The 23700-nt window shown below is 70.8% G+C and carries 21 protein-coding genes; 2 read left to right on the top strand and 19 right to left on the bottom strand.

Going from position 1 to position 23700, the window contains the following annotated elements:
• The 12 genes from nuoL to ABZ822_RS30305 are packed head-to-tail and all read right to left on the bottom strand — an operon-like array spanning position 1 to position 12796.
• Positions 1-1896, bottom strand: coding sequence for an NADH-quinone oxidoreductase subunit L (gene nuoL / locus ABZ822_RS30360; protein WP_360861208.1), 1896 nt, complete (start codon positions 1894-1896; stop codon positions 1-3).
• Positions 1897-1908: 12 nt separating this feature from the next.
• Complete coding sequence (gene nuoK / locus ABZ822_RS30355; RefSeq protein ID WP_251414822.1) at positions 1909-2208, bottom strand: NADH-quinone oxidoreductase subunit NuoK; 300 nt, start codon at positions 2206-2208, stop codon at positions 1909-1911.
• Complete coding sequence (locus ABZ822_RS30350) at positions 2205-3023, bottom strand: NADH-quinone oxidoreductase subunit J (RefSeq protein WP_360861206.1); 819 nt, start codon at positions 3021-3023, stop codon at positions 2205-2207. The genes nuoK and ABZ822_RS30350 overlap by 4 nt, the downstream gene beginning before the upstream one ends.
• Positions 3020-3649: an NADH-quinone oxidoreductase subunit NuoI gene (gene nuoI, locus ABZ822_RS30345; RefSeq protein WP_360861203.1), complete on the bottom strand. Its 630-nt coding sequence runs from the start codon at positions 3647-3649 to the stop codon at positions 3020-3022. The genes ABZ822_RS30350 and nuoI overlap by 4 nt, the downstream gene beginning before the upstream one ends.
• Complete coding sequence (gene nuoH / locus ABZ822_RS30340; protein ID WP_360861201.1) at positions 3642-4997, bottom strand: NADH-quinone oxidoreductase subunit NuoH; 1356 nt, start codon at positions 4995-4997, stop codon at positions 3642-3644. The genes nuoI and nuoH overlap by 8 nt, the downstream gene beginning before the upstream one ends.
• Entirely contained in the window at positions 4994-7495 is a 2502-nt protein-coding gene (locus ABZ822_RS30335; protein ID WP_360861199.1) for an NADH-quinone oxidoreductase subunit G, read from the bottom strand. Before ABZ822_RS30335 ends, nuoH begins: the two co-directional genes overlap by 4 nt.
• Positions 7496-8887 carry an NADH-quinone oxidoreductase subunit NuoF gene (nuoF, locus tag ABZ822_RS30330; RefSeq protein ID WP_360861197.1) on the bottom strand — a complete coding sequence of 464 codons (1392 nt, stop codon included), beginning with the start codon at positions 8885-8887 and terminating at the stop codon, positions 7496-7498. It lies immediately after the preceding gene.
• Positions 8887-9777, bottom strand: a complete 891-nt coding sequence (gene nuoE, locus ABZ822_RS30325; protein WP_360861239.1) for an NADH-quinone oxidoreductase subunit NuoE — start codon at positions 9775-9777, stop codon at positions 8887-8889. Before nuoE ends, nuoF begins: the two co-directional genes overlap by 1 nt.
• 35 nt (positions 9778-9812) lie before the next feature.
• Positions 9813-11135, bottom strand: a complete 1323-nt coding sequence (locus tag ABZ822_RS30320; protein WP_360861237.1) for an NADH-quinone oxidoreductase subunit D — start codon at positions 11133-11135, stop codon at positions 9813-9815.
• Entirely contained in the window at positions 11132-11866 is a 735-nt protein-coding gene (locus ABZ822_RS30315; protein WP_360861195.1) for an NADH-quinone oxidoreductase subunit C, read from the bottom strand. The genes ABZ822_RS30320 and ABZ822_RS30315 overlap by 4 nt, the downstream gene beginning before the upstream one ends.
• The gene (locus tag ABZ822_RS30310; protein WP_360861193.1) at positions 11863-12417 is read right to left on the bottom strand and encodes an NADH-quinone oxidoreductase subunit B family protein; all 555 of its coding nucleotides are present in this window, start codon (positions 12415-12417) and stop codon (positions 11863-11865) included. Before ABZ822_RS30310 ends, ABZ822_RS30315 begins: the two co-directional genes overlap by 4 nt.
• A 19-nt stretch (positions 12418-12436) precedes the next feature.
• Entirely contained in the window at positions 12437-12796 is a 360-nt protein-coding gene (locus ABZ822_RS30305) for an NADH-quinone oxidoreductase subunit A (protein WP_360861191.1), read from the bottom strand.
• An 820-nt stretch (positions 12797-13616) separates the two neighbouring features.
• On the opposite strand from ABZ822_RS30305, the gene ABZ822_RS30300 reads away from it, so the two are divergent.
• On the top strand, positions 13617-14300 hold the full coding sequence (locus ABZ822_RS30300; RefSeq protein ID WP_360861189.1) for a C40 family peptidase: 684 nt from the start codon (positions 13617-13619) through the stop codon (positions 14298-14300).
• Positions 14301-14527: 227 nt separating this feature from the next.
• Here ABZ822_RS30300 and ABZ822_RS30295 read toward each other — a convergent pair whose 3' ends face one another.
• Both ABZ822_RS30295 and ABZ822_RS30290 read right to left on the bottom strand, forming a co-directional pair.
• Entirely contained in the window at positions 14528-15814 is a 1287-nt protein-coding gene (locus tag ABZ822_RS30295; RefSeq protein ID WP_360861187.1) for a geranylgeranyl reductase family protein, read from the bottom strand.
• Between the two features lie 158 nt (positions 15815-15972).
• Positions 15973-16983 (bottom strand): asparaginase, encoded by a 1011-nt coding sequence (locus ABZ822_RS30290; RefSeq protein WP_360861185.1) that lies wholly within the window; start codon positions 16981-16983, stop codon positions 15973-15975.
• Between the two features lie 140 nt (positions 16984-17123).
• Here ABZ822_RS30290 and ABZ822_RS30285 point away from each other — a divergent pair, with 140 nt between their 5' ends.
• Complete coding sequence (locus tag ABZ822_RS30285; protein ID WP_360861183.1) at positions 17124-17594, top strand: Lrp/AsnC family transcriptional regulator; 471 nt, start codon at positions 17124-17126, stop codon at positions 17592-17594.
• A gap of 39 nt (positions 17595-17633) precedes the next feature.
• Here the strand turns inward: ABZ822_RS30285 and ABZ822_RS30280 are convergent, their stop codons facing one another.
• The 5 genes from ABZ822_RS30280 to ABZ822_RS30260 form a co-directional block, all read right to left on the bottom strand.
• Entirely contained in the window at positions 17634-18329 is a 696-nt protein-coding gene (locus ABZ822_RS30280; RefSeq protein WP_360861181.1) for a demethylmenaquinone methyltransferase, read from the bottom strand.
• Between the two features lie 15 nt (positions 18330-18344).
• Positions 18345-19028: a hypothetical protein gene (locus ABZ822_RS30275; RefSeq protein ID WP_360861179.1), complete on the bottom strand. Its 684-nt coding sequence runs from the start codon at positions 19026-19028 to the stop codon at positions 18345-18347.
• Between the two features lie 7 nt (positions 19029-19035).
• A complete protein-coding gene (gene mqnC / locus ABZ822_RS30270; RefSeq protein WP_360861177.1) occupies positions 19036-20268 on the bottom strand; it encodes a cyclic dehypoxanthinyl futalosine synthase in 1233 nt (410 codons plus the stop codon).
• Positions 20269-20615: 347 nt separating this feature from the next.
• The gene (locus tag ABZ822_RS30265) at positions 20616-22400 is read right to left on the bottom strand and encodes a protein kinase (RefSeq protein WP_360861175.1); all 1785 of its coding nucleotides are present in this window, start codon (positions 22398-22400) and stop codon (positions 20616-20618) included.
• Positions 22401-22474: 74 nt separating this feature from the next.
• Complete coding sequence (locus tag ABZ822_RS30260) at positions 22475-23500, bottom strand: menaquinone biosynthesis protein (protein WP_360861173.1); 1026 nt, start codon at positions 23498-23500, stop codon at positions 22475-22477.
• Positions 23501-23700 lie beyond the last annotated feature (200 nt).

Genomic DNA, 23700 nt, shown 5'->3' with positions numbered 1-23700 from the left:
TCAGACCGCCCTCATCAGCAGGGTCGCGGCGACCAGGATCGCCGCACCGCCGAACATCGAGACCGCGTACGTGCGGGCGAAGCCGTTCTGCACCTTGCGCATCCGGCCCGACAGCCCGCCGACCGAAGCCGCCGTGCCGTTCACCACTCCGTCGACGACGCTGTGGTCGAGGTAGACCAGACCACGCGTCAGATACTCACCGGGCTTGACCAGGGCGACATGGTTGAAGTCGTCCTGCAGCAGGTCGCGTCGGGCGGCCCGGGTCAGCAGCGAACCGCGCGGCGCGGTGACCGGCACCGGCCGGCGGCCGTACTGCGCCCAGCCGAGACCGACGCCGAGCAGCATCACCACGACCGTGGCCGTGGTGACCGTGGCCGCGCTGAGCGGCGAGTGCCCGTGCTCGAACTGGGTGACCGGTTCGAGCCACTTCACGAACGCTTCGTTGATGCTGAACAGCCCGCCCGCGAAGACTGATCCGAAGGCAAGGATGATCATGGGGATGGTCATCGACCTCGGCGACTCGTGCGGGTGCGGCTCGTTGCCCTCCGCGTCCGGCTGCCACCGCTTCTCGCCGAAGAAGGTCATCACCATCACGCGCGTCATGTAGTACGCGGTGATGGCCGCGCCCAGCAGCGCGGCGCCGCCGAGGATCCAGCCCTCCGTGCCGCCCTTGGCGAAGGCAGCCTCGATGATCTTGTCCTTGGAGAAGAAGCCGGACAGGCCCGGGAAGCCGATGATCGCCAGATAGCCGAGCCCGAAGGTGACGAAGGTGATCGGCATGTACTTGCGAAGGCCGCCGTACTTCCGCATGTCCACCTCGTCGTTCATGCCGTGCATGACCGAACCGGCGCCGAGGAAGAGACCGGCCTTGAAGAAGCCGTGGGTGACCAGGTGCATGATCGCGAAGACGTAGCCGATGGGGCCGAGGCCCGCGGCGAGGATCATGTAGCCGATCTGGGACATCGTCGAGCCCGCCAGGGCCTTCTTGATGTCGTCCTTCGCGCAACCGACGATCGCACCGAAGAGGAGCGTGACCGCGCCGACCGTGACGACCGCGATCTGCGCGTCCGGCGCGCCGTTGAAGATCGCCCCGGAGCGGGTGATCAGGTAGACCCCCGCGGTCACCATCGTCGCGGCGTGGATGAGGGCCGAGACCGGGGTCGGGCCCTCCATCGCGTCACCGAGCCAGGACTGGAGCGGGACCTGGGCGGACTTGCCGCAGGCACCGAGGAGCAGCATCAGCCCGATCGCGGTGAGCGTGCCCTCGCTCGTCTCGCCGACCGAGTCCAGCACCGGCTGGAACGCGAACGTCCCGAAGGTCACGAACATGATCATGATCGCGATGGACAGGCCCATGTCGCCGACACGGTTGACGATGAACGCCTTCTTGGCCGCCGTGGCCGCGCTCGGCTTGTGCTGCCAGAAACCGATGAGCAGGTACGAGGCGAGGCCCACGCCCTCCCAGCCGACGTACAGCAGAAGGTAGTTGTCGGCGAGGACCAGCAGGAGCATCGCCGCGAGGAAGAGGTTGAGGTAGCCGAAGAAGCGGCGGCGGCGCTCGTCGTGCTCCATGTAGCCGACGGAGTAGAAGTGGATGAGCGAGCCCACTCCGCTGATCAGCAGCACGAAGGTCATCGAGAGCTGGTCGAGCTGGAAGGCCACGTCGGCCTGGAAGCCGCCGACCGGAATCCAGCTGAACAGGTGCTCGCGGATGGTCCGTTCCTCACCTCCCAGCCCCAGCATGTGGAAGAAGAGCACCGCGGCCATGACGAAGGACGCCGAGGCGAGCGCGCAGCCGATCCAGTGGCCGATACGGTCGAGCCGCCGCCCGCCGCACAAGAGGACGGCCGCGCCGATCAGCGGGGCCGCGATGAGCAGTCCGATGAGGTTGTCCACTGTTGCGACCCCTTACAGCTTCATCAGGCTGGCGTCGTCGACCGAGGCCGAATGGCGGGAGCGGAAGATCATCACGATGATCGCCAGGCCGACCACGACCTCGGCCGCGGCGACGACCATCGTGAAGAACGCGATGATCTGGCCGTCGAGGTTGCCGTGCATCCGCGAGAAGGTGACGAACGCCAGGTTGCACGCGTTCAGCATCAGCTCGACGCACATGAAGACCACGATCGCGTTCCGCCGGATCAGCACCCCGGCCGCGCCGATGCTGAACAGCAGAGCGGCCAGATAGAGGTAGTTGACCGGGTTCACTTGCCTGCCTCCTCGGCTCGCTCGAGCCGGCCCAGCCGGGCCTCGGCGCGCTGCTCCAGCGCGGCGAGGTCGGCGAGTGCCTGGCCCGACACATCGCGGATCTGGCCCCGGGCCCGCAGCGTGTCGCTGACGGTGAGATCGGAGACCGTGCCGTCCGGCAGCAGTCCGGGGATGTCGACGGCGTTGTGCCGGGCGTAGACACCCGGCGCGGGCAGCGGCGGCACCTGCTTGTTGGCGCGGACGCGGGCCTCGGCCTGCTCACGCTGGGTCGCGGCGCGCTCGGTGCGCTCGCGGTGGGTGAGCACCATCGCGCCGACGGCCGCGGTGATCAGCAGGGCGCCGGTGATCTCGAAGGCGAAGACGTACTTGGTGAACACGAGGGCGGCCAGACCCTCGACGTTCCCGCCGGAGTTGGCCTCGCCCAGACCGCTGAAGTCCTTGAGCGAGGCGTTGGCGACACCGCCGATCAGCAGGACGCCGAAGCCCAGTCCGCAGAGGGCCGCCAGCCAGCGCTGCCCCTTCAGCGTCTCCTTGAGCGAGTCGGACGCGGTGACGCCGACCAGCATGACGACGAAGAGGAAGAGCATCATCACGGCGCCGGTGTAGACGACGATCTGCACGATGCCGAGGAAGTACGCGCCGTTGGCGAGGTAGAACACCGCCAGGACGATCATGGTGCCGGCCAGGCACAGGGCGCTGTGCACGGCCTTCTTCATCAGGATCGTGCACAGCGCGCCGATGACGGCCACGGTGCCCAGCACCCAGAACTGGACGGCCTCGCCGGTGGAGGTGGAGTAGGCGGCGAGCGCGTTCATCCGTCCGCCCCCTTCCGCGCTGCCGGGTCGGCCGCCGGCTCGTTCTCCCCGGTCGCCGCGTCGGCCTCCTGGGGCTTCTCGCCCTTGGACACCGCGACTTGGCGCTCGGTGTCCGGGGCGGCCCCGGTGACCAGGCCCTGGTAGTAGTCCTTCTCGGTCATGCCCGGGAAGATCGCGTGCGGTGAGTCGACCATGCCCTCGTCCAGCCCCGCGAGCAGCTCCTCCTTGGTGTAGATGAGCGATTCACGGGTGCGGTCGGCGAGTTCGTACTCGTTCGTCATGGTCAGCGCGCGGGTGGGGCACGCCTCGACGCACAGGCCGCACAGGATGCAGCGCAGATAGTTGATCTGGTAGACGCGGCCGTACCGCTCGCCCGGGGAGTAGCGCTCCTCCTCGGTGTTGTCCGCGCCCTCGACGTAGATCGCGTCGGCCGGGCAGGCCCAGGCGCACAGCTCGCAGCCGATGCACTTCTCGAGCCCGTCCGGATGGCGGTTGAGCTGGTGCCGGCCGTGGAAGCGCGGCGCGGTCGGCTTCTTCTCCTCCGGGTACTGCTCGGTCAGCCGCTTCGTGAACATGGCCTTGAAGGTCACGCCGAAGCCGGCCACCGGATTCTGGAAGTCAGGCACCGTCAGCCTCCTTTCCGTCACGGTCAGTATCGACTCCGCCACTGACAATCAACTCGCGCTTCTCGCGCGGCCGTCGGCGCGGAACGGGTGGCAGGGTCTGTCCGGGCAGCGGGGGAACCGGGAAGCCCCCGGCCATCGGGTCGAACGCCGGCTCCGGACCGGCCTCGGCCTCGGCCGCCTTCGCCCCGCGGTCGCGGAAGACGTCGACGACGAACGACAGCAGGAGCAGGACGAGAACACCGCCGCCGACGTAGAGCACGATCTCCTGGTAGTCCACGTTCTCGTTGCGCAGGGCGCGGACGGTCGCGACGAGCATCACCCAGACCATCGAGACCGGGATGAGGACCTTCCAGCCCAGCTTCATCAGCTGGTCGTAGCGCACGCGCGGGAGCGAGCCGCGGATCCAGATGAAGAAGAACAGCAGCAGCTGAACCTTGATCGTGAACCAGAGCATCGGCCACCAGCCGTGGTTCGCGCCCTCCCAGATCGCGCTGATCGGGTACGGGGCCATCCAGCCGCCGAGGAACAGCGTCGTCGCGACCGCCGAGACGGTGACCATGTTGACGTACTCGGCCAGCATGAACATCGCGAACTTGATGGAGGAGTACTCGGTGTTGAAGCCGCCGACGAGGTCGCCCTCGGACTCCGGCATGTCGAAGGGCAGGCGGTTCGTCTCGCCCACCATCGACACGACATAGACCAGGAACGACACCGGCAGCAGGATCGCGAACCAGCGGTCGTGCTGTGCCGAGACGATCGTCGAGGTCGACATCGAACCGGAGTAGAGGAAGACCGCCGCGAACGACAGGCCCATGGCGATCTCGTACGAGATGAGCTGGGCCGCCGACCGCAGACCGCCGAGCAGCGGGTACGTGGAGCCCGACGACCAGCCGGCGAGCACGATGCCGTAGAAGCCGATCGAGGCGACCGCGAGGATGTAGAGGATCGCGATCGGCAGGTCGGTGAGCTGCATCGTGGTGCGCGTGCCGAAGATCGAGATCTCGTTGCCGGCCGGGCCGAAGGGGATCACCGCGATCGCCATGAAGGCGGGGATCGCCGCGACGACCGGCGCCAGCACGTAGACCACCTTGTCGGCGCGCTTGACGATCAGGTCCTCTTTGAGCATCAGCTTGATGCCGTCCGCGAGGGACTGGAGCATGCCCCAGGGGCCGTGGCGGTTGGGGCCGATGCGGCGCTGCATCCAGGCGACGACCTTGCGCTCCCAGACGATGGAGATCAGCACCGTCACCATCAGGAAGGCGAAGCAGAAGACCGCCTTGATGACGACCAGCCACCACGGGTCGTGGCCGAACATCGACAGGTCCTCGGCTGCCAGCGTCTGGATCATGCGTCCACCTCCGTCGGGGCCGCGGCGATCTTCACGAGTCGGCCGGGCACGGTCCCCAGGTCCCGGTGGGCGCCTCCGCCCGTCGAGTTGAGCGGCATCCACACCACCCGGTCGGGCATCGGCGTCACCTGCAGCGGGAGTTCGACGGACCCGGCCGGGCCGGAGATCCGCAGCATCGCGCCGTCGGCCACCCCTGCCTCCTCGGCCGTGGCGGCCGAGAGCCGGGCGACCGCGGCGTGCCGGGTCCCGGCCAGCGCCTCGTCACCGTTCTGCAGGCGGCCCTGGTCGAGCAGGAGCCGGTGTCCGGCGAGGACGGCCTCGCCCTCCGCGGGCCGGGGCAGCGTCTCCGGCTGCTCCGTGGGCCCGGTGGCGTACGGGCCGGTCCAGGCGCCGAGCCGCTCCATCTCGCGGCGTACGGTGCGCACGTCCGGCAGGCCGAGGTGCTCGTCCATGGCGTCGGCGAGCATGGAGAGCACGGTGGCGTCCGTCATGCGGTGGCGCTGCACCATCAGGTCCGGCTTGAGCGCGGCCTGGAACATCCGCGCGCGGCCCTCCCAGTTGAGGTACGTGCCGTCCTTCTCGGCGGCGGCCGCCACGGGCAGCACCACGTCCGCCCGCTCGGTGACCTCGCTCGGCCGCTGTTCGAGACTGACCACGAACCGCGCCTCGTCCAGGGCCTTGAGCGCCCGGTCCGGGTCGGGCAGGTCGGCGACCTCGACGCCCGCCACGAGCAGTCCGGCCAGTTCGCCGCCCACGGCGGCCTCGACGATCTGGGCGGTGTCGCGGCCGTGACGGTGCGGCAGTCCGCCGACCCCCCAGGCCGCCGCGGTCTCCTCGCGGGCCCGCGGGTCGGTCGCGGGGCGGCCGCCGGGCAGCAGCCCGGGCAGGGCGCCCGCCTCGATCGCTCCGCGCTCGCCGGCGCGCCGCGGGATCCACACCAGCCGCGCGCCGGTCGCGGATGCCGCGCCGACGGCCGCGGTTAGCCCACCGGGAATGCCCGCCAGCCGCTCGCCGACGACGATCACCGCGCCCTCGGCGCGCAGCGCCTCGGCTGCCTGCTCGCCCTCCCCGTCCAGGCCCGAGGCGCCCGCGAGAGCGTCCAGCCACGCGGTCTCCGTGCCCGGGGCGGCCGGGAGCAGCACGCCGCCCGCCTTGGTCAGGCCGCGCGTGGCGTACGGGGCGATGGCGAAGGTCCGCTGGCCGTGCTTGCGGTTGGCCTTGCGCAGCCGCAGGAAGACGCCCGGCGCCTCCTCCTCGGACTCGAACCCGACGAGCAGCACCGCGGGTGCCTTCTCCAGCTCGCTGTAGGTGACGCCCGGGCTTCCCTGGGAGGGACCGCCGACGTCCCGTCCGCGCCCTGCCACGTGGGCGGCGAGGAACTCGGCCTCCTCGGCGCTGTGGACGCGGGCCCGGAAGTCGATGTCGTTGGTGTCGAGGGCGACCCGGGCGAACTTGGCGTACGCGTAGGCGTCCTCGACGGTGAGCCGGCCGCCGGTCAGCACGCCCGTACGGCCCTTGGCGTCGCGCAGTCCGCGGGCCGCGGCCTCCAGGGCCTCGGGCCAGCTCGCGGGCTCCAGTTCACCGGCGTCGTTGCGGACGAGCGGGGTGGTCAGCCGGTCGGGGAGCTGCGCGTAGCGGAAGCCGAAACGGCCCTTGTCGCAGATCCACTCCTCGTTGACCTCGGGGTCGTCGGCGGCCAGACGGCGCATGACCTTGCCGCGCCGGTGGTCGGTGCGTGTCGCGCAGCCGCTCGAGCAGTGCTCGCAGACGCTCGGCGAGGAGACGAGGTCGAAGGGGCGGGAGCGGAACCGGTACGCCTTGGAGGTGAGCGCACCCACCGGGCAGATCTGGATGGTGTTGCCGGAGAAGTACGACTCGAAGGGGTCGCCCTCGCCGGTGCCGACCTGCTGGAGCGCGCCGCGCTCGAGCAGCTCGATCATCGGGTCGCCCGCGATCTGGTTGGAGAAGCGGGTGCAGCGCGCGCACAGCACGCACCGCTCGCGGTCCAGCAGCACCTGCGCGGAGATCGGTACCGGCTTCTCGAACGTCCGCTTCCTGCCCTCGAAGCGGGTGTCGGCCTGCCCGGCGCTCATCGCCTGGTTCTGCAGGGGGCACTCGCCGCCCTTGTCGCAGACCGGGCAGTCGAGGGGGTGGTTGATGAGCAGCAGCTCCATCACACCGCGCTGGGCCTTGTCGGCCACGGGCGAGGTGAGCTGGGTCTTCACCACCATCCCGTCCGTGCAGGTGATCGTGCAGGACGCCATCGGCTTGCGCTGGCCCTCGACCTCGACGATGCACTGGCGGCAGGCGCCGGCCGGGTCGAGGAGCGGGTGGTCGCAGAAGCGCGGGATCTCGATGCCGAGCAGCTCGGCGGCCCGGATCACGAGGGTCCCCTTGGGGACGGAGATCTCGATGCCGTCGATGGTGAGGGACACCAGGTCCTCCGGCGGCACCGCCGCCTCCCCGCCTCCGGTGGGGGCGTTCGTCGTGACGGTCATTTACGCGTGCACCCCCTTGGTGGTGGCGGTCTTGTGGTCGTCGGCCCACAGCGTCGACTTCGCGGGGTCGAAGGGGCAGCCGCGGCCGGTGATGTGCTGCTCGTACTCCTCGCGGAAGTACTGCAGGGAGGAGAAGATCGGGCTGGCGGCACCGTCACCGAGGGCGCAGAAGGACTTGCCGTTGATGTTGTCGGCGATGTCGTTCAGCTTGTCGAGGTCCTCCATGCGGCCCTTGCCGTCCTCGATGTCGCGGAGCAACTGCACGAGCCAGTACGTGCCTTCGCGGCAGGGCGTGCACTTGCCGCAGGACTCGTGGGCGTAGAACTCCGTCCAGCGGGTCACGGCCCGCACCACGCAGGTGGTCTCGTCGAAGCACTGCAGCGCCTTGGTGCCGAGCATCGACCCGGCCGCGCCCACGCCCTCGTAGTCCAGCGGGACGTCGAGGTGCGCGTCGGTGAGCAGGGGGGTCGAGGAGCCGCCGGGCGTCCAGAACTTCAGCCGGTGGCCGGGCCGCATGCCGCCGCTCATGTCGAGGAGTTGGCGCAGCGTGATGCCGAGCGGTGCCTCGTACTGGCCGGGGCCTGCGACGTGTCCCGAGAGCGAGTAGAGCGTGAAGCCCGGGGACTTCTCGCTGCCCATCGAGCGGAACCAGTCCTTGCCCTTGTGCAGGATCGCGGGAACCGAGGCGATGGACTCGACGTTGTTCACCACGGTGGGGCAGGCGTAGAGACCGGCGACCGCGGGGAAGGGGGGCCGCAGCCGGGGCTGGCCGCGGCGGCCTTCGAGCGAGTCGAGCAGCGCTGTCTCCTCGCCGCAGATGTACGCGCCCGCGCCCGCGTGGACGGTCAGCTCCAGGTCGAAGCCGCTGCCCATGATGTCCTTGCCGAGGTAGCCGGCCTCGTACGCCTCGGCGACCGCGTGGTGCAGCCGGCGGAGCACGGGCACGGTCTCGCCGCGGAGATAGATGAAGGCGTGGCTGGAACGGATCGCATGGCAGGCGATCACCATGCCCTCGATGAGCGAGTGCGGGTTGGCGAAGAGGAGGGGGATGTCCTTGCAGGTGCCGGGCTCGGACTCGTCGGCGTTGACGACGAGGTAGTGCGGCTTGCCGTCGCCCTGCGGGATGAACTGCCACTTCATGCCGGTGGGGAAGCCCGCGCCGCCGCGGCCGCGCAGACCGGAGTCCTTGACGAGTGCGATGACGTCGTCGGGTGCCATCGCCAGGGCCTTGCGCAGCCCCTGGTAGCCGTCGTGGCGCCGGTAGGTGTCCAGGGTCCAGGAGTTCGGCTGGTCCCAGAACGCCGACAGCACGGGTACGAGCAGCTTCTCGGGGCTGGTCTCCCCTCCGGCCTCGGGCCGGGAGGTGCCGCCTTGTTCGGTTGACACGGTCATCACTCCTCGCCTTCCTCGGACACCGGACCGGAGGGGTGCTTCGGGTCCGAGGCGGAGGTCTTCGGTGATTGCTGCGTCCCGGAGGGACTCGATGAGGGGTGGTGGTCGGGCGACGGGCGGGAGTCGTGCGAGCTGGGGTGGGTCGGGGGCGCCTCGCCCGACGGCCGGGCCGCGGACGGCTCGTCCGCCGACCGGTCGGCGGAGCGGGGGGAGACGACCCGGCCGGGACCGGTCTCGCCCTTGGCGAGCCGCAGTCCCGCGAGCGAGGCGTGGCCCGCGCCGCCGGTGGCCTCGACCGCTCCGGCCCGCTCGTCCGGGAAGCCGGCGAGGATCCGGGCGGTCTGCTGGTACGTGCAGAGGGGCGCGCCGCGGGTCGGTTCGACGTCCTGGCCGGAGCGCAGGTCGTCCACCAACTGCCGTGCGGAGTCGGGCGTCTGGTTGTCGAAGAACTCCCAGTTGACCATCACGACGGGCGCGAAGTCGCAGGCCGCGTTGCACTCGATGTGCTCCAGCGTGACCTTGCCGTCCTCGGTGGTCTCGCCGTTGCCGACGCCCAGGTGCTGCTTCAGCTCGTCGAAGATGGCGTCGCCGCCCATCACCGCGCACAGGGTGTTGGTGCAGACGCCGACCTGGTAGTCACCCGACGGCTTGCGCCGGTACATCGTGTAGAAGGTCGAGACCGCGGTGACCTCGGCGGTGGTGAGGTCCAGCATCTCGGCGCAGAAGCGGATGCCGGTGCGGGAGACGTACCCCTCCTCCGACTGCACCAGGTGCAGCAGCGGCAGCAGCGCGGACCGGCTGCCGGGGTAGCGGGCGATCACCTCGCGCGCGTCGGCCTCCAGCCGGGCCCGGACGTCGGCCGGGTAGTCGGGGGCCGGGAGCTGCGGCATCCCCAGTTGCACCTCGGGGTTGGCTGGGTTGGCTGTCACCGGTCGACGCCTCCCATCACGGGGTCGATGGACGCCACCGCGACGATGACGTCGGCGACCTGGCCGCCTTCGCACATCGCCGCCATGGCCTGCAGGTTGGTGAACGAGGGGTCCCGGAAGTGGACCCGGTACGGGCGGGTGCCGCCGTCGCTGACCGCATGCACGCCCAGCTCGCCCTTGGGCGACTCAACGGCCGCGTACGCCTGGCCGGGCGGGACCCGGAAGCCTTCGGTGACCAGCTTGAAGTGGTGGATCAGGGCCTCCATCGACGTGCCCATGATCTTCTTGATGTGGTCGAGCGAGTTGCCCAGGCCGTCGGGGCCGAGCGCGAGCTGAGCGGGCCAGGCGATCTTCTTGTCCCCGACCATGACCGGGCCCGGCTCCAGCCGGTCCAGGACCTGCTCGACGATCCGCAAGCTCTGGCGCATCTCCTCCAGGCGGATCAGGAACCGCCCGTAGGAGTCGCAGGTGTCGGCGGTCGGGATCTCGAAGTCGAAGGTCTCGTAGCCGCAGTAGGGCTGAGCCTTGCGGAGGTCGTGCGGGAGACCGGTGGAGCGCAGAATCGGTCCTGTGGCCCCGAGGGCCATGCAGCCCGCGAGATCGAGATACCCCACGCCCTGCATACGGCCCTTGAAGATCGGGTTCCCGGTAGCGAGCTTGTCGTACTCCGGGAGGTTCTTCCGCATCGTCTTGATGAACTCGCGCACGGCGTCGACCGCGCCGGGCGGCAGGTCCTGGGCGAGGCCGCCGGGGCGGATGTACGCATGGTTCATCCGCAGGCCGGTGATCAACTCGTAGAGGTCCAGGATCATTTCGCGGTCCCGGAACCCGTAGATCATGACCGTGGTGGCGCCCAGCTCCATGCCGCCGGTGGCGATGCACACCAGGTGCGAGGAGAGGCGGTTCAGCTCCATGAGGAGCACACGGATCAGGGTTGCCCGGTCGGGGATGTCGTCCTCGATGCCGAGCAGCTTCTCCACGGCCAGGCAGTACCCCGTCTCGTTGTAGAACGAGGTGAGGTAGTCCATGCGCGTCACGAAGGTGGTGCCCTGGGTCCACGTCCGGTACTCGAGGTTCTTCTCGATACCGGTGTGGAGGTAGCCGATTCCGCAGCGGGCCTCGGTGACCGTCTCGCCGTCGATCTCCAGGATCAGCCGGAGCACGCCGTGCGTGGACGGGTGCTGGGGGCCCATGTTGACGACGATGCGCTCGTCGTCGGCCTTGGCCGCGGCGGCCGCGACCTCGTCCCAGTCACCGCCGGTGACGGTGTAGACGGTGCCTTCGGTGGTCTCGCGCGGAGTTGCGTGGGTGGACATCAGGTGTACGACCTCCGCTGGTCGGGAGCCGGGATCTGGGCGCCCTTGTACTCGACGGGGATGCCGCCGAGCGGGTAGTCCTTGCGCTGCGGGAAGCCCTGCCAGTCGTCCGGCATCATGATCCGCGTCAGCGCCGGGTGGCCGTCGAAGACGATGCCGAAGAAGTCGTAGGTCTCGCGCTCGTGCCAGTCGTTGGTCGGATAGACCGGGACGATCGACGGGATGTGCGGGTCGGCGTCGGGGCAGCCGACCTCGAGCCGGATCAGCCGGTTGTGGGTGATCGAGCGCAGGTGGTAGACGGCGTGCAGCTCGCGGCCCTTGTCGCCGGGGAAGTGAACTCCGCTGACGCCGGTGCACAGTTCGAAGCGCAGGGCGGGATCGTCGCGGAGCGTCGTGGCGACCTGGACGAGGTGCTCGCGGGCGATGTGGAAGGTGAGTTCGTCGCGGTCGACGACGGTCTTCTCGATGGCGTTCTCCGGGAGGAGGTCCTGCTCCTCCAGCGCGCCCTCGAGTTCGTCGGCGACCTCGTCGAACCAGCCTCCGTACGGACGGCTGGACGCGCCGGGCAGCCGGACGGACCGGACGAGCCCGCCGTAGCCGGAGGTGTCGCCCCCGGTGCTGCCGCCGAACATGCCGCGGCGTACGTCGATGACCTCGCCCTGGTCGCCCCGCTGACCGGGCAGGTTCTGGGCGTTGAGGTCCTTGTCGGGGTTGACCCCGTTGTCGTCACTCACCGGAGCAGCCCCTTCATCTCGATCGTCGGAAGGGCCTTGAGCGCCGCCTCCTCCGCTTCGCGTGCGGCCTCTTCGCGGTTCACGCCGAGCTTCTCGCCCTGGATCTTCTGGTGGAGCTTGAGAATCGCGTCCATCAGCATCTCGGGGCGGGGCGGGCAGCCGGGCAGATAGATGTCCACCGGCACGACGTGGTCGACGCCCTGCACGATCGCGTAGTTGTTGAACATCCCGCCGGAGGAGGCGCAGACGCCCATGGAGATGACCCACTTGGGGTTCGGCATCTGGTCGTAGACCTGCCGCAGCACCGGCGCCATCTTCTGGCTCACCCGGCCCGCCACGATCATCAGGTCCGCCTGGCGCGGTGATCCGCGGAAGACCTCCATGCCGAAGCGCGCGAGGTCGTAGCGCCCCGCGCCCGTCGTCATCATCTCGATGGCGCAGCACGCCAGGCCGAACGTGGCCGGGAAGACCGAGGACTTGCGCACCCAGCCGGCTGCCTGCTCGACGGTGGACAGCAGGAAACCGCTCGGCAGTTTCTCTTCGATACCCATGGTGTTGGCCCCTAGCTCCCTAGTCCCATTCCAGGCCGCCGCGCCGCCATACGTAGGCGTAGGCGACGAAGACCGTGAGCACGAAGAGGAGCATCTCGACGAGCCCGAACAGCCCCAGCGCGTCGAAGGTGACGGCCCAGGGGTAGAGGAAGACGATCTCGATGTCGAAGACGATGAAGAGCATCGCCGTCAGGTAGTACTTGATCGGGAAGCGCCCGCCGCCGGCGGGATGCGGGGTCGGCTCGATGCCGCACTCGTACGCCTCGAGCTTGGCCCGGTTGTACCGCTTCGGGCCGACGAGACTGGCCATGACCACGGAGAAGATCGCGAAGCCTGCCCCGAGGGCGCCTAGCACGAGGATGGGCGCATAGGCGTTCACGCTCCTCGCTCCTTCCAGTCGACGATGACTGCGGACCGCGACCGGACGTGTGCTCTGCCGAGACGAAGATCGTGCACATGTGAGGCAGTTCACAAGCCCGAGTCGAATGCATCCTATGCCCCTCGTCCTGTGATCTGCGACACGGGGTTGCACAAGGGCTTTGTGATCTCCACCACCTGACGAACGATCATGAAGTCGGATCAGCGGTGATCTTCATACGCGAAGCGTCCGGTCGACCACGAGACGTGACATTCGGCGGCCTTACCGCTGGTCAGGGCGGTGCCCGCCTAGCAAAGCCGTGCTGTCCATGCAAATTCGCAATGGACAGCGGGGCCTGATAGTTGAACTCCGGACACGTCGGCAAGGGGGCGCGGGAAAGGTTCCGCGCGACGGCTCGAAATCCGGCCAAGATCGCCAGTGCGTGCACACATTCACTTGCGTCGGCGGCCGTTCAATGTTTCGCCAAACCGTGAGCTATCCCACTCTGCATGACGGGTGCGAAATCCGTTGCTTGGCCACCGACCGTAAGTGGTGGTAAGCGTCGCGCAATTCGGGCGAATCAACGAAACCCCATGATCATGGCTCTGACCGCGACTGATCCCTCCGGAGTGGAATCAGTGCACCAAGATCGGTAACAGTCGATTCTCGTCGCGTACTCGACAAGTGTGGCGCATCACACGTTTCTTGAAGGAACCTGTGGCTCCCTGGTAGCCGTGTACGCATGTCCCACACCGCTCACATACGAAGCCGCCGGAAACCGCGCACCACCTCTACCTGGGTACGCGCGCGCGTTGCCGGCGGCGTCCTCAGCACCATCGCCGTGACTGCGGGATCGGGGTCCGCGATCGCGGCCGAGCCCGCCGGCGAGACGACCGCGGAGCTGCCCGCGGTCAACGACGTCCTCACGGACGTCGCCGCGAAGTCCTCCGCGGCGACCGAGCAGGCCGCCATCGACTACCAGCAGCGCGCCGACCTGCAGGACATGCGGGAGCGCGCAGCCGATGCCGCGCACAAGGCCGCCAAGAAGGCCAAGCAGGAGGCCGAGCGGAAGGCCGAGGCGCGGGCGAAGGCCAAGAAGGCCGCGGAGGCCAAGGAGCGCGCCTCCCGTTCCGCCGAGCGCACCACGCTCAGCACCGCGTCCTCCGCCAAGGGCAGTGTGGGTCAGGTCATGAGCTTCCTGGAGGCCCAGCTCGGCAAGCCGTACGTCCTCGGCGCGACCGGGACCGCCGCGTACGACTGCTCCAGCCTCACCCAGGCCGCGTTCAAGACCGTTGGCGTGGACCTGCCGCGCGTCTCGCAGGACCAGTCGACGACCGGTACGCCGGTCTCCCTGGACAACCTCCAGGTGGGCGACCTGCTCTTCTGGGGCGGTACGGGCAGCGCCTACCACGTGGCGGTCTACGCGGGCGACGGCATGTACATCGACGCCGCCAACCCCAGCAAGGGCGTGGTGAAGCAGAAGCTCAGCGACTACCCGGCGACCTCGGCGACGCGCGTGCTCTAAGAGCCTTCGGGCCACCGCGGACCCTCCGCGCGCATGTGAAGGGCCGCCGCTCCCTCTCCCGGGAGCGGCGGCCCTTCGCGTCGTCCGGAGCCCTCTCAGGCCCGTCCGCGGGCCCTCAGGGGCCTTCACGGGCCTTCACGGGCCCGCCGGCCCGGCTCGGACCGACGGGTTCTTCGGACCGTCGCGGATTCCGAGGCCCGCGAGGGTTCTCAGGCCTTCGCGGGTTCTCAGGCCTTCGGGGCCACCTTGCTCAGGCCGTTGATGATGCGGTCCATCGCGTCGCCGCCCCTCGGGTCGGTGAGGTTGGCGAGCATCTTGAGCGTGAACTTCATCAGCAGCGGGTGCGTGAGGCCGCGCTCGGTGGCGACCTTCATGACCTTCGGGTTGCCGATGAGCTTCACGAACGCGCGGCCGAGCGTGTAGTAGCCGCCGTAGGTCTCCTTGAGGATCTTCGGGTAGGCGCGCAGGGCCAGTTCGCGCTGGGTCGGGGTCGCCCGCGCGTGCGCCTGGACGATCACGTCGGCCGCGATCTGGCCGGATTCCATCGCATAGGCGATGCCTTCGCCGTTGAACGGGTTGACCAGACCGCCCGCGTCACCGACCAGCAACAGGCCCTTGGTGTAGTGCGGTTGGCGGTTGAACGCCATCGGGAGGGCGGCCCCGCGGATCGGGATGGTCATGTTCTCCGGGGTGTAGCCCCACTCCTCGGGCATCGACGCGCACCAGGCCTTGAGCACCTCGCGCCAGTCCAGCTCCTTGAACGCCGCGGAGGTGTTGAGGACGCCCAGGCCCACGTTGGAGGTGCCGTCGCCCATGCCGAAGACCCAGCCGTAGCCGGGCAGCAGCCGGTCCTGCTCGCCGCGCCGGTCCCACAACTCCAGCCAGGACTCCAGGTAGTCGTCGTCGTGCCGGGGCGAGGTGAAGTACGTCCGAACGGCCACGCCCATGGGGCGGTCCTCGCGCCGGTGCAGCCCCATCGCCAGGGACAGCCGGGTGGAGTTGCCGTCGGCCGCGACGACGAGCGGCGCGTGGAAGGTGACCGGCGTCTTCTCCTCGCCGAGCTTGGCCTCGACGCCGGTGATGCGGCCCGTACGCGGATCGATGATCGGCGCGCCGACGTTGCACCGCTCGTGCAGCCGTGCGCCCGCCTTCTGCGCCTGCCGGGCCAGTTGCTCGTCGAAGTCGTCGCGCTTGCGGACGAGTCCGTAGTCCGGGAACGAGGCGAGCTCCGGCCAGTCGAGCTGGAGGCGGACGCCGCCGCCGATGATGCGCAGGCCCTTGTTGCGCAGCCAGCCCGCCTCTTCGGAGATGTCGATGCCCATGGAGACGAGCTGCTTGGTGGCGCGGGGCGTGAGGCCGTCGCCGCAGACCTTCTCGCGGGGGAACGCCGTCTTCTCCAGGAGCAGGACGTCGAGTCCGGCCTTGGCGAGGTAGTAGGCGGTGGTGGAGCCGGCGGGCCCGGCTCCCACGACGATCACATCGGCACTGCGCTCGCTGCGGGCGGTGTCGGGCACGTCGGCACTCCTGGTGCTCTCGGCGGAAAGACGGCGGACGCTCGCAGTTTAGAACGCCCGCTTCGCCCACCCGCCGGTGGTCCCGTGCGCGCCGGTGAGGCCCGGACGGCCGGCCGCGGTCTCGGCGACGCGGCGGGCCGTCCGGAGTCGGAGTGCGGTCAGGACGCCCGGGCCGCGAAGACGGCCTCGTCCGGTTCCGCGATGCGACGCAGGATGTCGGTCTGCTCGTCCGGCTTCTCCGCGGCCATCAGCGAGGAGAGGACGGCGATACGGGCCTGGCCCGCGCGCAGTGTGCCGGTCGGTACGGCACCGGCCGCGATGAGGTCGACGGCCCCGCCGCCGCCCGAGTAGATCGGCGTGACCGGGCCGGCCGGGACCCGGGTCGTCAGTGCCACGAGGACGCCGCGGGAGACGGCGCGCTCGACCTCGGCGGCGAACTCCGGGGTGGCGTTGCCCGCACCGGCCGCGACGAGCACGATGCCGCGCGCCCCGGCCTCCACCGCGGACTCCAGCAGCAGCGGGTCGGCGTCCGCGTGGTGCATGACCATGTCGACGCGCGGCAGGGTGGTGTCCACGGACGGCAGCGGGAGCGCCTTGGAGCGCTCGGGGGTGCGCAGGACGTGGACGCGGCCGAACCCGACCTTGCCCACGGGCTCGTTGGAGGGGTCGGCGAACGCGTCGGAGGCGATCGTCTGGGTCTTCATCGTGCCGCGGGCGGCGTGCATCCGGCCCGCGAAGACGGTGAGGGTGCCGAGGTCCTGGACGTTCGCGGCGGTGAGCAGCGCGTCGTAGAGGTTGCCGGAGGCGTCGCCGTCGACGGCCTCCAGCGGGCGCTGGGCCCCGGTGAAGACGACCGGACGGCGGTCGTGGTGGTGGAGGTCGACCAGGAAGGCCGACTCCTCCAGGGTGTCGGTGCCGTGGGTGACGACGACGCCGTCGACCGACGAGTCCTCCAGGACGTCGTGCACGGCGCGGAGCAGCGCGAGCTGGTGGGCGGTGGTAAGCCGGGGGCTGTTCACGGTGAACAGGTCGACGATCTCGGTCTCGACGCCCTCGGGCACCGCCGCCACGGCGAGGACGTCCCGCCCGGCCGCGTCGGCCGCGTAGCCGTTGCCCTGCCAGCGGCTGGCGATTGTCCCGCCCGTGGTCACCACGACGATCCTTCGCATGCCCTGCTCACCTTCTCCCCGGCGCGTTTCCGCTCTGTTCCGCCCCCCGATCGCTTTCGAGCAAGAATAGGGACTTCTGGTTGCAATGGGATGGCGGAATTTCACACACACCGGTCCAGGTGTGGCAGATAATTGCTCACATGGACAGGATTGATCAGAATATCGTGCGCGAGCTGCAGAAGGACGGGCGCCTGACCAATCAGGAACTGGCTCTGCGCGTCGGCCTGACCCCCTCGCCGTGCCTCCGCCGCGTACGGCAGCTCGAGGAGGACGGGGTGATCCGCGGCTACCGCGCCGTGGTCGACCCGACGAAGGTCGGCCGCGGGTTCGAGGTGCTCGTCTCGGTGGAGGTCCGGCGCGACCGCGAGACGGTCGAGGCGTTCGAGGACGCCCTGCGCGAGCTTCCGGACGTCGTCGAGGCGTACCGGCTCTTCGGCAGCCCCGGCTGCCTGCTACGGATCGCGGTCGCCGACATCGACGCGTACGAGCGGCTGTGGATCGAGCGGATCACGGCGCTGCCCGGCGTGACGGAGGTCAACTCGCAGATCGTGATGAAGCGGATCAAGGAGCCGCGCGGCCTGCCGGTGGGGCGCCAGGCCGCGTCTTCCTGAGACGCGGCCCGGGGCGGGCGGTCCCGCGCGCCCCCGCCGCTACGACGCCTTGTACCCGCGGTGCAGGGCGACGATGCCGCCGGTCAGGTTGCGCCAGGCGACCTTCGACCAGCCGGCCTTCTGCATGCGGGCCGCCATGCCGGGCTGGTCCGGCCAGGCGCGGATCGACTCGGCGAGATAGACGTACGCGTCCGGGCTGCTGCTGACCGCGGTGGCCACCGGCGGCACGGCACGCATCAGGTACTCGGTGTAGACCGTGCGGAACGGCGCCCATGTGGGGTGGCTGAACTCGCAGATCACCACCCGGCCGCCCGGCCGGGTCACGCGCAGCAGCTCGCGCAGCGCGGCGTCCGTGTCGTGCACGTTGCGGAGTCCGAAGGAGATGGTGACGGCGTCGAAGGCGTCGTCGGCGAAGGGCAGCCGCGTGGCGTCGCCGGCCGTGAACGGCATGTGCGGGTGGCGCCGCTTGCCTTCGCGCAGCATGCCGAGCGAGAAGTCGCACGGGACGACGTACGCGCCCGCGGCGGCGAAGGGCTGCGAGGAGGTGGCCGTGCCCGCGGCGAGGTCCAGGATCCGCTCGGCCGGGCGGGCTCCTACGGCCTGCGCGACGGCCTTGCGCCAGAGCCGGGCCTGGCCCAGGGACAGCACGTCGTTCGTGAGGTCGTAGTTCGCCGCCACGTCGTCGAACATCGCGGCGACTTCTTGCGGCTGCTTGTCCAGGGAGGCTCGGGTCACGCGGCCCATTCTGGCCTATCGGCCCCGGTACACCAGACGGCCCCCCAGGACCGTGGCGACGCATGTCCCCGCCCCGCGCGCGGCGAGCGCCTGCCGCGGATCGCCTCCGGACCCGGTGACGGCGTCCGTGGTGTCATCCCCCGCGTCGTCCACGGCTCCCACGGCGAACACCGCGAAGTCCGCGCGTCCGCCCGGCGCGAGCACCCCCGCGAAGACCTCGTCGCCCACCCCGCCGGCCAGCGGGTCGAGCGAGGGCGCGAGGGAGGCGTCGGTGCCCGGGCCGCCGACGACGGTCATCCCCGCACGGGCGAGAGCTGTCCGCACCTCCGGCGCCCGGAACTCCCCCGCCACCGCCGTCGTCCCGTGCGCCAGCATCCGCTGGATGCCGCGCCGCGCGCTGGCGCCCAGCCGCGCGCCGGCCAGGGCCGCGTCGGTCACGGGCTCGGTGCCCAGGTCGTCCGCCTCGCGCGGGTCCGGGTGGTACACCGCCTCCAGCAGCCGTCCGGCCCGGCGGTTGACCAGGCCGGGCGTCAACAGCCCCGGCCAGCGCCGGATCCGGGCGCCGGGGCGCTCCGCCGTCACCTGCTCGTACGGGCCGACGGCGGCGATCACCGTTCCCTCGACGGCCACCGCGCCGCAGCGGACGACCTCCGTGCCGGGCCCCGGCCAGAGGTCGTCCGCGACGTGAACGGTCAGCACCGCAGCGTCAGTTGGCCTCGATGAGCTTCAGCTCGGGGTGCGCCGTCCCGCCCTCGACCGAGGCGCTGCGCGCCACCCCTCCGCCCTCGATCGCGGTCGAGGAGAGGTGGGAGACCACGTGGTCGTCGACCGGGTCGTTCGCCGGGTCGTCGTGCACGACCAGGTGCTCGTACGTGGTGGCGCGCTGCGCCGGGACACGGCCCGCGGCGCGGATCAGCTCCAGCAGCTCCATGCGGTTGGAGCGGTGCTTGGCACCCGCCGAGGAGACCACGTTCTCCTCGAGCATCACCGAGCCGAGGTCGTCGGCGCCGTAGTGCAGCGAGAGCTGCCCGGCCTCCTTGCCGACGGTGAGCCAGGAGCCCTGGATGTGGGCGACGTTGTCGAGGAAGAGGCGGGCGACGGCGATCATCCGCAGGTACTCGAAGATCGTCGCCTGCGTCCGGCCCTTCAGGTGGTTGTTCTCGGGCTGGTAGGTGTACGGGATGAACGCGCGGAAGCCGCCCGTACGGTCCTGGACGTCACGGATCATGCTGATGTGCTCGATCCGCTCGGCGTTGGTCTCGCCGGTGCCCATGAGCATGGTGGAGGTCGACTCGACGCCGAGGCCGTGCGCCAGCTCCATGATCTCCAGCCAGCGCTCGCCGGACTCCTTGAGCGGGGCGATGGCCTTCCGCGGCCGGGCGGGGAGGAGTTCGGCGCCCGCGCCCGCGAACGAGTCCAGGCCCGCGGCGTGGATCCGGCGGATCGCCTCCTCCGCGGTGACCCCGGAGATACGCGCCATGTGCTCGACCTCGGAGGCACCGAGGGAGTGGATGACGAGCTGCGGGAACGCCTTCTTGATGGCGGAGAAGTGCTCCTCGTAGTACTCCACGCCGAAGTCCGGGTGGTGGCCGCCCTGGAACATGATCTGGGTGCCGCCGAGCCGGACGGTCTCCTCGCACCGCCCCAGGATGTCGTCCAGGTCCCGCGTCCAGCCCTTCGCGGTGTCCTTCGGTGGCGCGTAGAAGGCGCAGAACTTGCACGCCGTCACGCACACGTTGGTGTAGTTGATGTTCCGCTCGATGATGTACGTCGCGATGTGCTCGGTGCCGGCGTAGCGGCGGCGGCGCGCGGCGTCCGCTGCCGAGCCCAGGGCGTGCAGCGGCGCCGACCGGTACAGGTCGAGCGCCTCCTCGGGCGTGATGCGACCACCGGAAGCGGCGCGGTCGAGGACGGACTGAAGGTCGGCGCTCTCGCTCACCGGTACCGGTCCCTTCCGACAGGGGTACGTGACGACCGCCCCAGCGTACGCCAGCACTCCGCGGCCACGGGGAACGGGACCGCCGCCGCTCACCCTGCCCGTGCCGCGTCCCGCCCGGCGTCCTCCCGGCCGTCCTCCGGACCGTCCTTCCGGCGACGGCCGAGCGCGCTGAGGAGGAGCACGAGCAGGACGGCCGTGGCGACGGTCGCGGCGAGACCGGCGGCCCAGACGTACGTTCCTCGCGTTCCTCGATGTCCCGCCGCGCGGTGCGGCCTTGCGGCGCCCGGGCGTGCCGAGCGTCCCACCTCGCTTCTCCCCGCCCCCGTGCTCGTCCCCGCCCGCGCGTGTCAGCTCGCGTCGGGCGTGGGCCGCGCGAGCTTACGCAGCGTCCCGGTGGGGTTGCCCGCCGGGTCGTCCTTCGCCGCGTAGCGGAGCGTGCCGTCCGGCCGCAGGGTGAGCCGTTCCTCCGTGGACCCCTGGCTGCACAGCGCCTGGCCCTCGGTCTCCTCGAAGCGCGAGTCCAGGACGAGTTCGGTGGGGCGCGCCGTGACGAGCCGCCAGAGGCTGCGGCACCTCAGCGGGGCGAGCCGGATGTCGCCGGACCCCACCTTCTGGCCCACCTCGCCCTGCTCGATGGTGATCGTCATCAGGCCGCCGGGGATGCCGTTCTCGGAGGTGAGGTCCCCCTGCCAGGTGCCGATGAACGCCGTGGGCACGGTGGCCGGGGCGGCGGAAGGGGACCGGGACGCCGAAGCCGACGGTCTGCCCGCGCTGTCGGCCGCGTTGTCCCGCTCGCCCCCGGTGCCCGGCATGAGGCCGAGGAGGTACGCGGTGGTGGTGGCGACCGCGAGAGCGGCGGCCACGGACAGCACGAGCGTGCAGCTCAGCCGTCGCCCACCGCGGGTCCCGTCAGGCGCGGGTACGGCGGTGGCCGTGGCGGAGACGGACAGCCCCCGACCGCCGTCCCCCGCGCGCCCGTTGGCCGCTTCCGGTGCGGCGGGCACGTCCGCGTAGGAGGGGTGCGGCGGTCCGTACACCCCCGCCGCCGCGGGCGCGGGCGGCCATGTGGGGCCGGCGCCGTTGCCCGGCCCGGGTTCCGCGGACGGGAACTCCGAGGGCTGCAGGGTCACGGGGCCCGAACGGCCCGGCCCGCCACCGTCCGCCCGTGCACCGTCCTGCCCCGAACCCGCACCCGTGCCCGGCTCCGTACCGTCCGGGAACGCACCGGACTCCGCCTCCAGGTCCAGGAGTTCCACGGCCCGCCGGCTCAGCTGCTCGACCAGCGGCCCCGGCAGCCACCCGCTTCGTACGAGCCCCTGCGCGCCGGTCCCGCCGCCCAGCCGCTCCGCCACATCGCGCGGGGCGGGCCGGGCCGCGGCGTCCTTGGCGAGGCAGGCGATGACCAGGTCGCGCAGGTCGCCCGTCAGCGCGGCGCCCAACTCCGGCTCCTCGTGCACCACCTTGTAGAGCAGGGAGGCCGAACTGTCGCCGGGGAACGGCGCTTCGCCCGCCGCCGCGAACGCCAGGACCGCGCCGAGCGAGAAGACATCGGACGTGGACGTCACCCCGTGACCGAGGATCTGCTCGGGCGACATGTAGCCGGGCGATCCGATGGAGACACCGGTGGAGGTGAGCGAGGCCGTGCCGTCGGTGGCGCGCGCGATGCCGAAGTCGATGAGCCGCGGACCGTCCACGGTCAGCAGGACGTTGGACGGTTTGACGTCGCGGTGCACGAGGCCGAGCGCGTGCACCGCGGCCAGCGCCTCGGCGAGTCCGGCACCCAGGGTCCGTACGGTGTGCGCGGGCAGCGGGCCGACGTCGGACACGGCACGGCTGAGGTCGGGACCGGCCACATAGCCGGTCGCGACCCAGGGCAGCGACGCCTCGGGGTCGGCGTCGAGCACCGGCGCGGTCCAGTCGCCCCCGACCCGGCGCGCGGACTCCACCTCGCGCCGGAAGCGGGCGCGGAACTCCGGCTCGCCCGCGTGGTGGGGATGCACCACCTTCACCGCGACCGTACGGCCACCCGTGCTGCGCCCCAGATAGACCCGGCCCATGCCGCCCGCCCCGAGCCTGCCCAGCAGCCGGAACGGGCCGATGGCGCGCGGATCGTCCGCTCCCAGCGGATGCATGCCTGCGGTCCCCCCTCCGCTCGCCCGGATGTGCTCCTGCGGCGTGCCGACAGCTTAGAGGCTGGGGAGCGGCGTCAGGGAGCGACCGGATCGGCGTCCCGGCGGGCGCCGGAAGCGCCCGGGACGGACTGCGCGCCCGCCACGGAAGCCGCCTCGCTCCCGGTCTCCGGACCGGTCCCCGCCTCGGTTTCCGGACCGGTCTCCGGCCGGGGCAGGAGCCGGACGCGTACGTCGGGCGGGAAGCCGGTCGTGTCGCCCGTCCGCCGCGCGAACTCGGCCACGCCCGCGAGCTGTTCGGGCCCGAACCGGAAGTCCAGCGTGGTGAAGTAGCGCTCCAGCAGCGCCTCGTCGAAGGACTCCCAGCGCGCGGCCTGTTCGGCGACCTTGGCGACCTCCTGGAGGGAGACGTCGCGGGACGCGAGGAACGCCTCGTGCACCTGGCGCACGATCCGCGGCTCCCGGGCGAGGTAGTCGCGACGGGTCGCCCAGACGGCGAACACGAACGGCAGCCCCGTCCACTCCTTCCACATCTGCCCGAGGTCGTGGACCTGCAGGCCGAGGCGGGGAGCGTCGTGCAGGGAGGCCCGCAGAGCGGCGTCACCGATGAGGACGGCGGCCTGCGCCTCCTGCATCATCAGCCCCAGATCCGGCGGGCACCGGTAGTACTCGGGCTCGATCCCGTACTGCTCGGCGATGAGCAGCTGCGCCAGGCGTACGGACGTACGCGAGGTGGAGCCGAGCGCCACCCGCGCGCGGTGGAGCTGGTCCAGGGGCACCTGGGAGACGATCACGCAGGACATGACCGGGCCGTCGCAGCCGACGGCGAGGTCGGGGAAGGCGACGAGGTCGTCCGCGTTGCGGAGGAACTCGACGAGGGTGACGGGGGCGATGTCCAGCTCGCCGCGGACGAGCTGTTCGCTGAGCTTCTCGGGGGTGTCCTTGCTCAGCTCGAGGTCGAGGAGGGTGCCGGTACGCGCGAGGCCCCAGTAGAGGGGGAGGCAGTTCAGGAACTGGATGTGGCCGACCCGGGGCCGGCTGCGGCGGTGGCCGTCGGCGGCAGGGGTGTTGCCCCCGTCGGCGGCGCGGTCTGGATTCTCCACATCGGGAGGCTAGACCCGGCGGCGCCGCGTCCCGCGCGCGGGGGCGCATACAGCGCGGCGTGGCGCGAAATCGGTCCCCGGCGGGGCGGAGGCGCAGGGGGTGCGCACCGGACCGCGGCGGGCGGCGGATTCACCCGAATGCCAGGGCCGCGCCACGCCGCGGCGCCCCCGGAGGCCGCGCGTCACCGCGCGTGACCGTG

The organism is Streptomyces sp. NPDC047108 (assembly GCF_040643575.1).
Lineage (GTDB): Bacteria > Actinomycetota > Actinomycetes > Streptomycetales > Streptomycetaceae > Streptomyces.
This window is presented reverse-complemented; position numbering and strand designations above follow the sequence as displayed.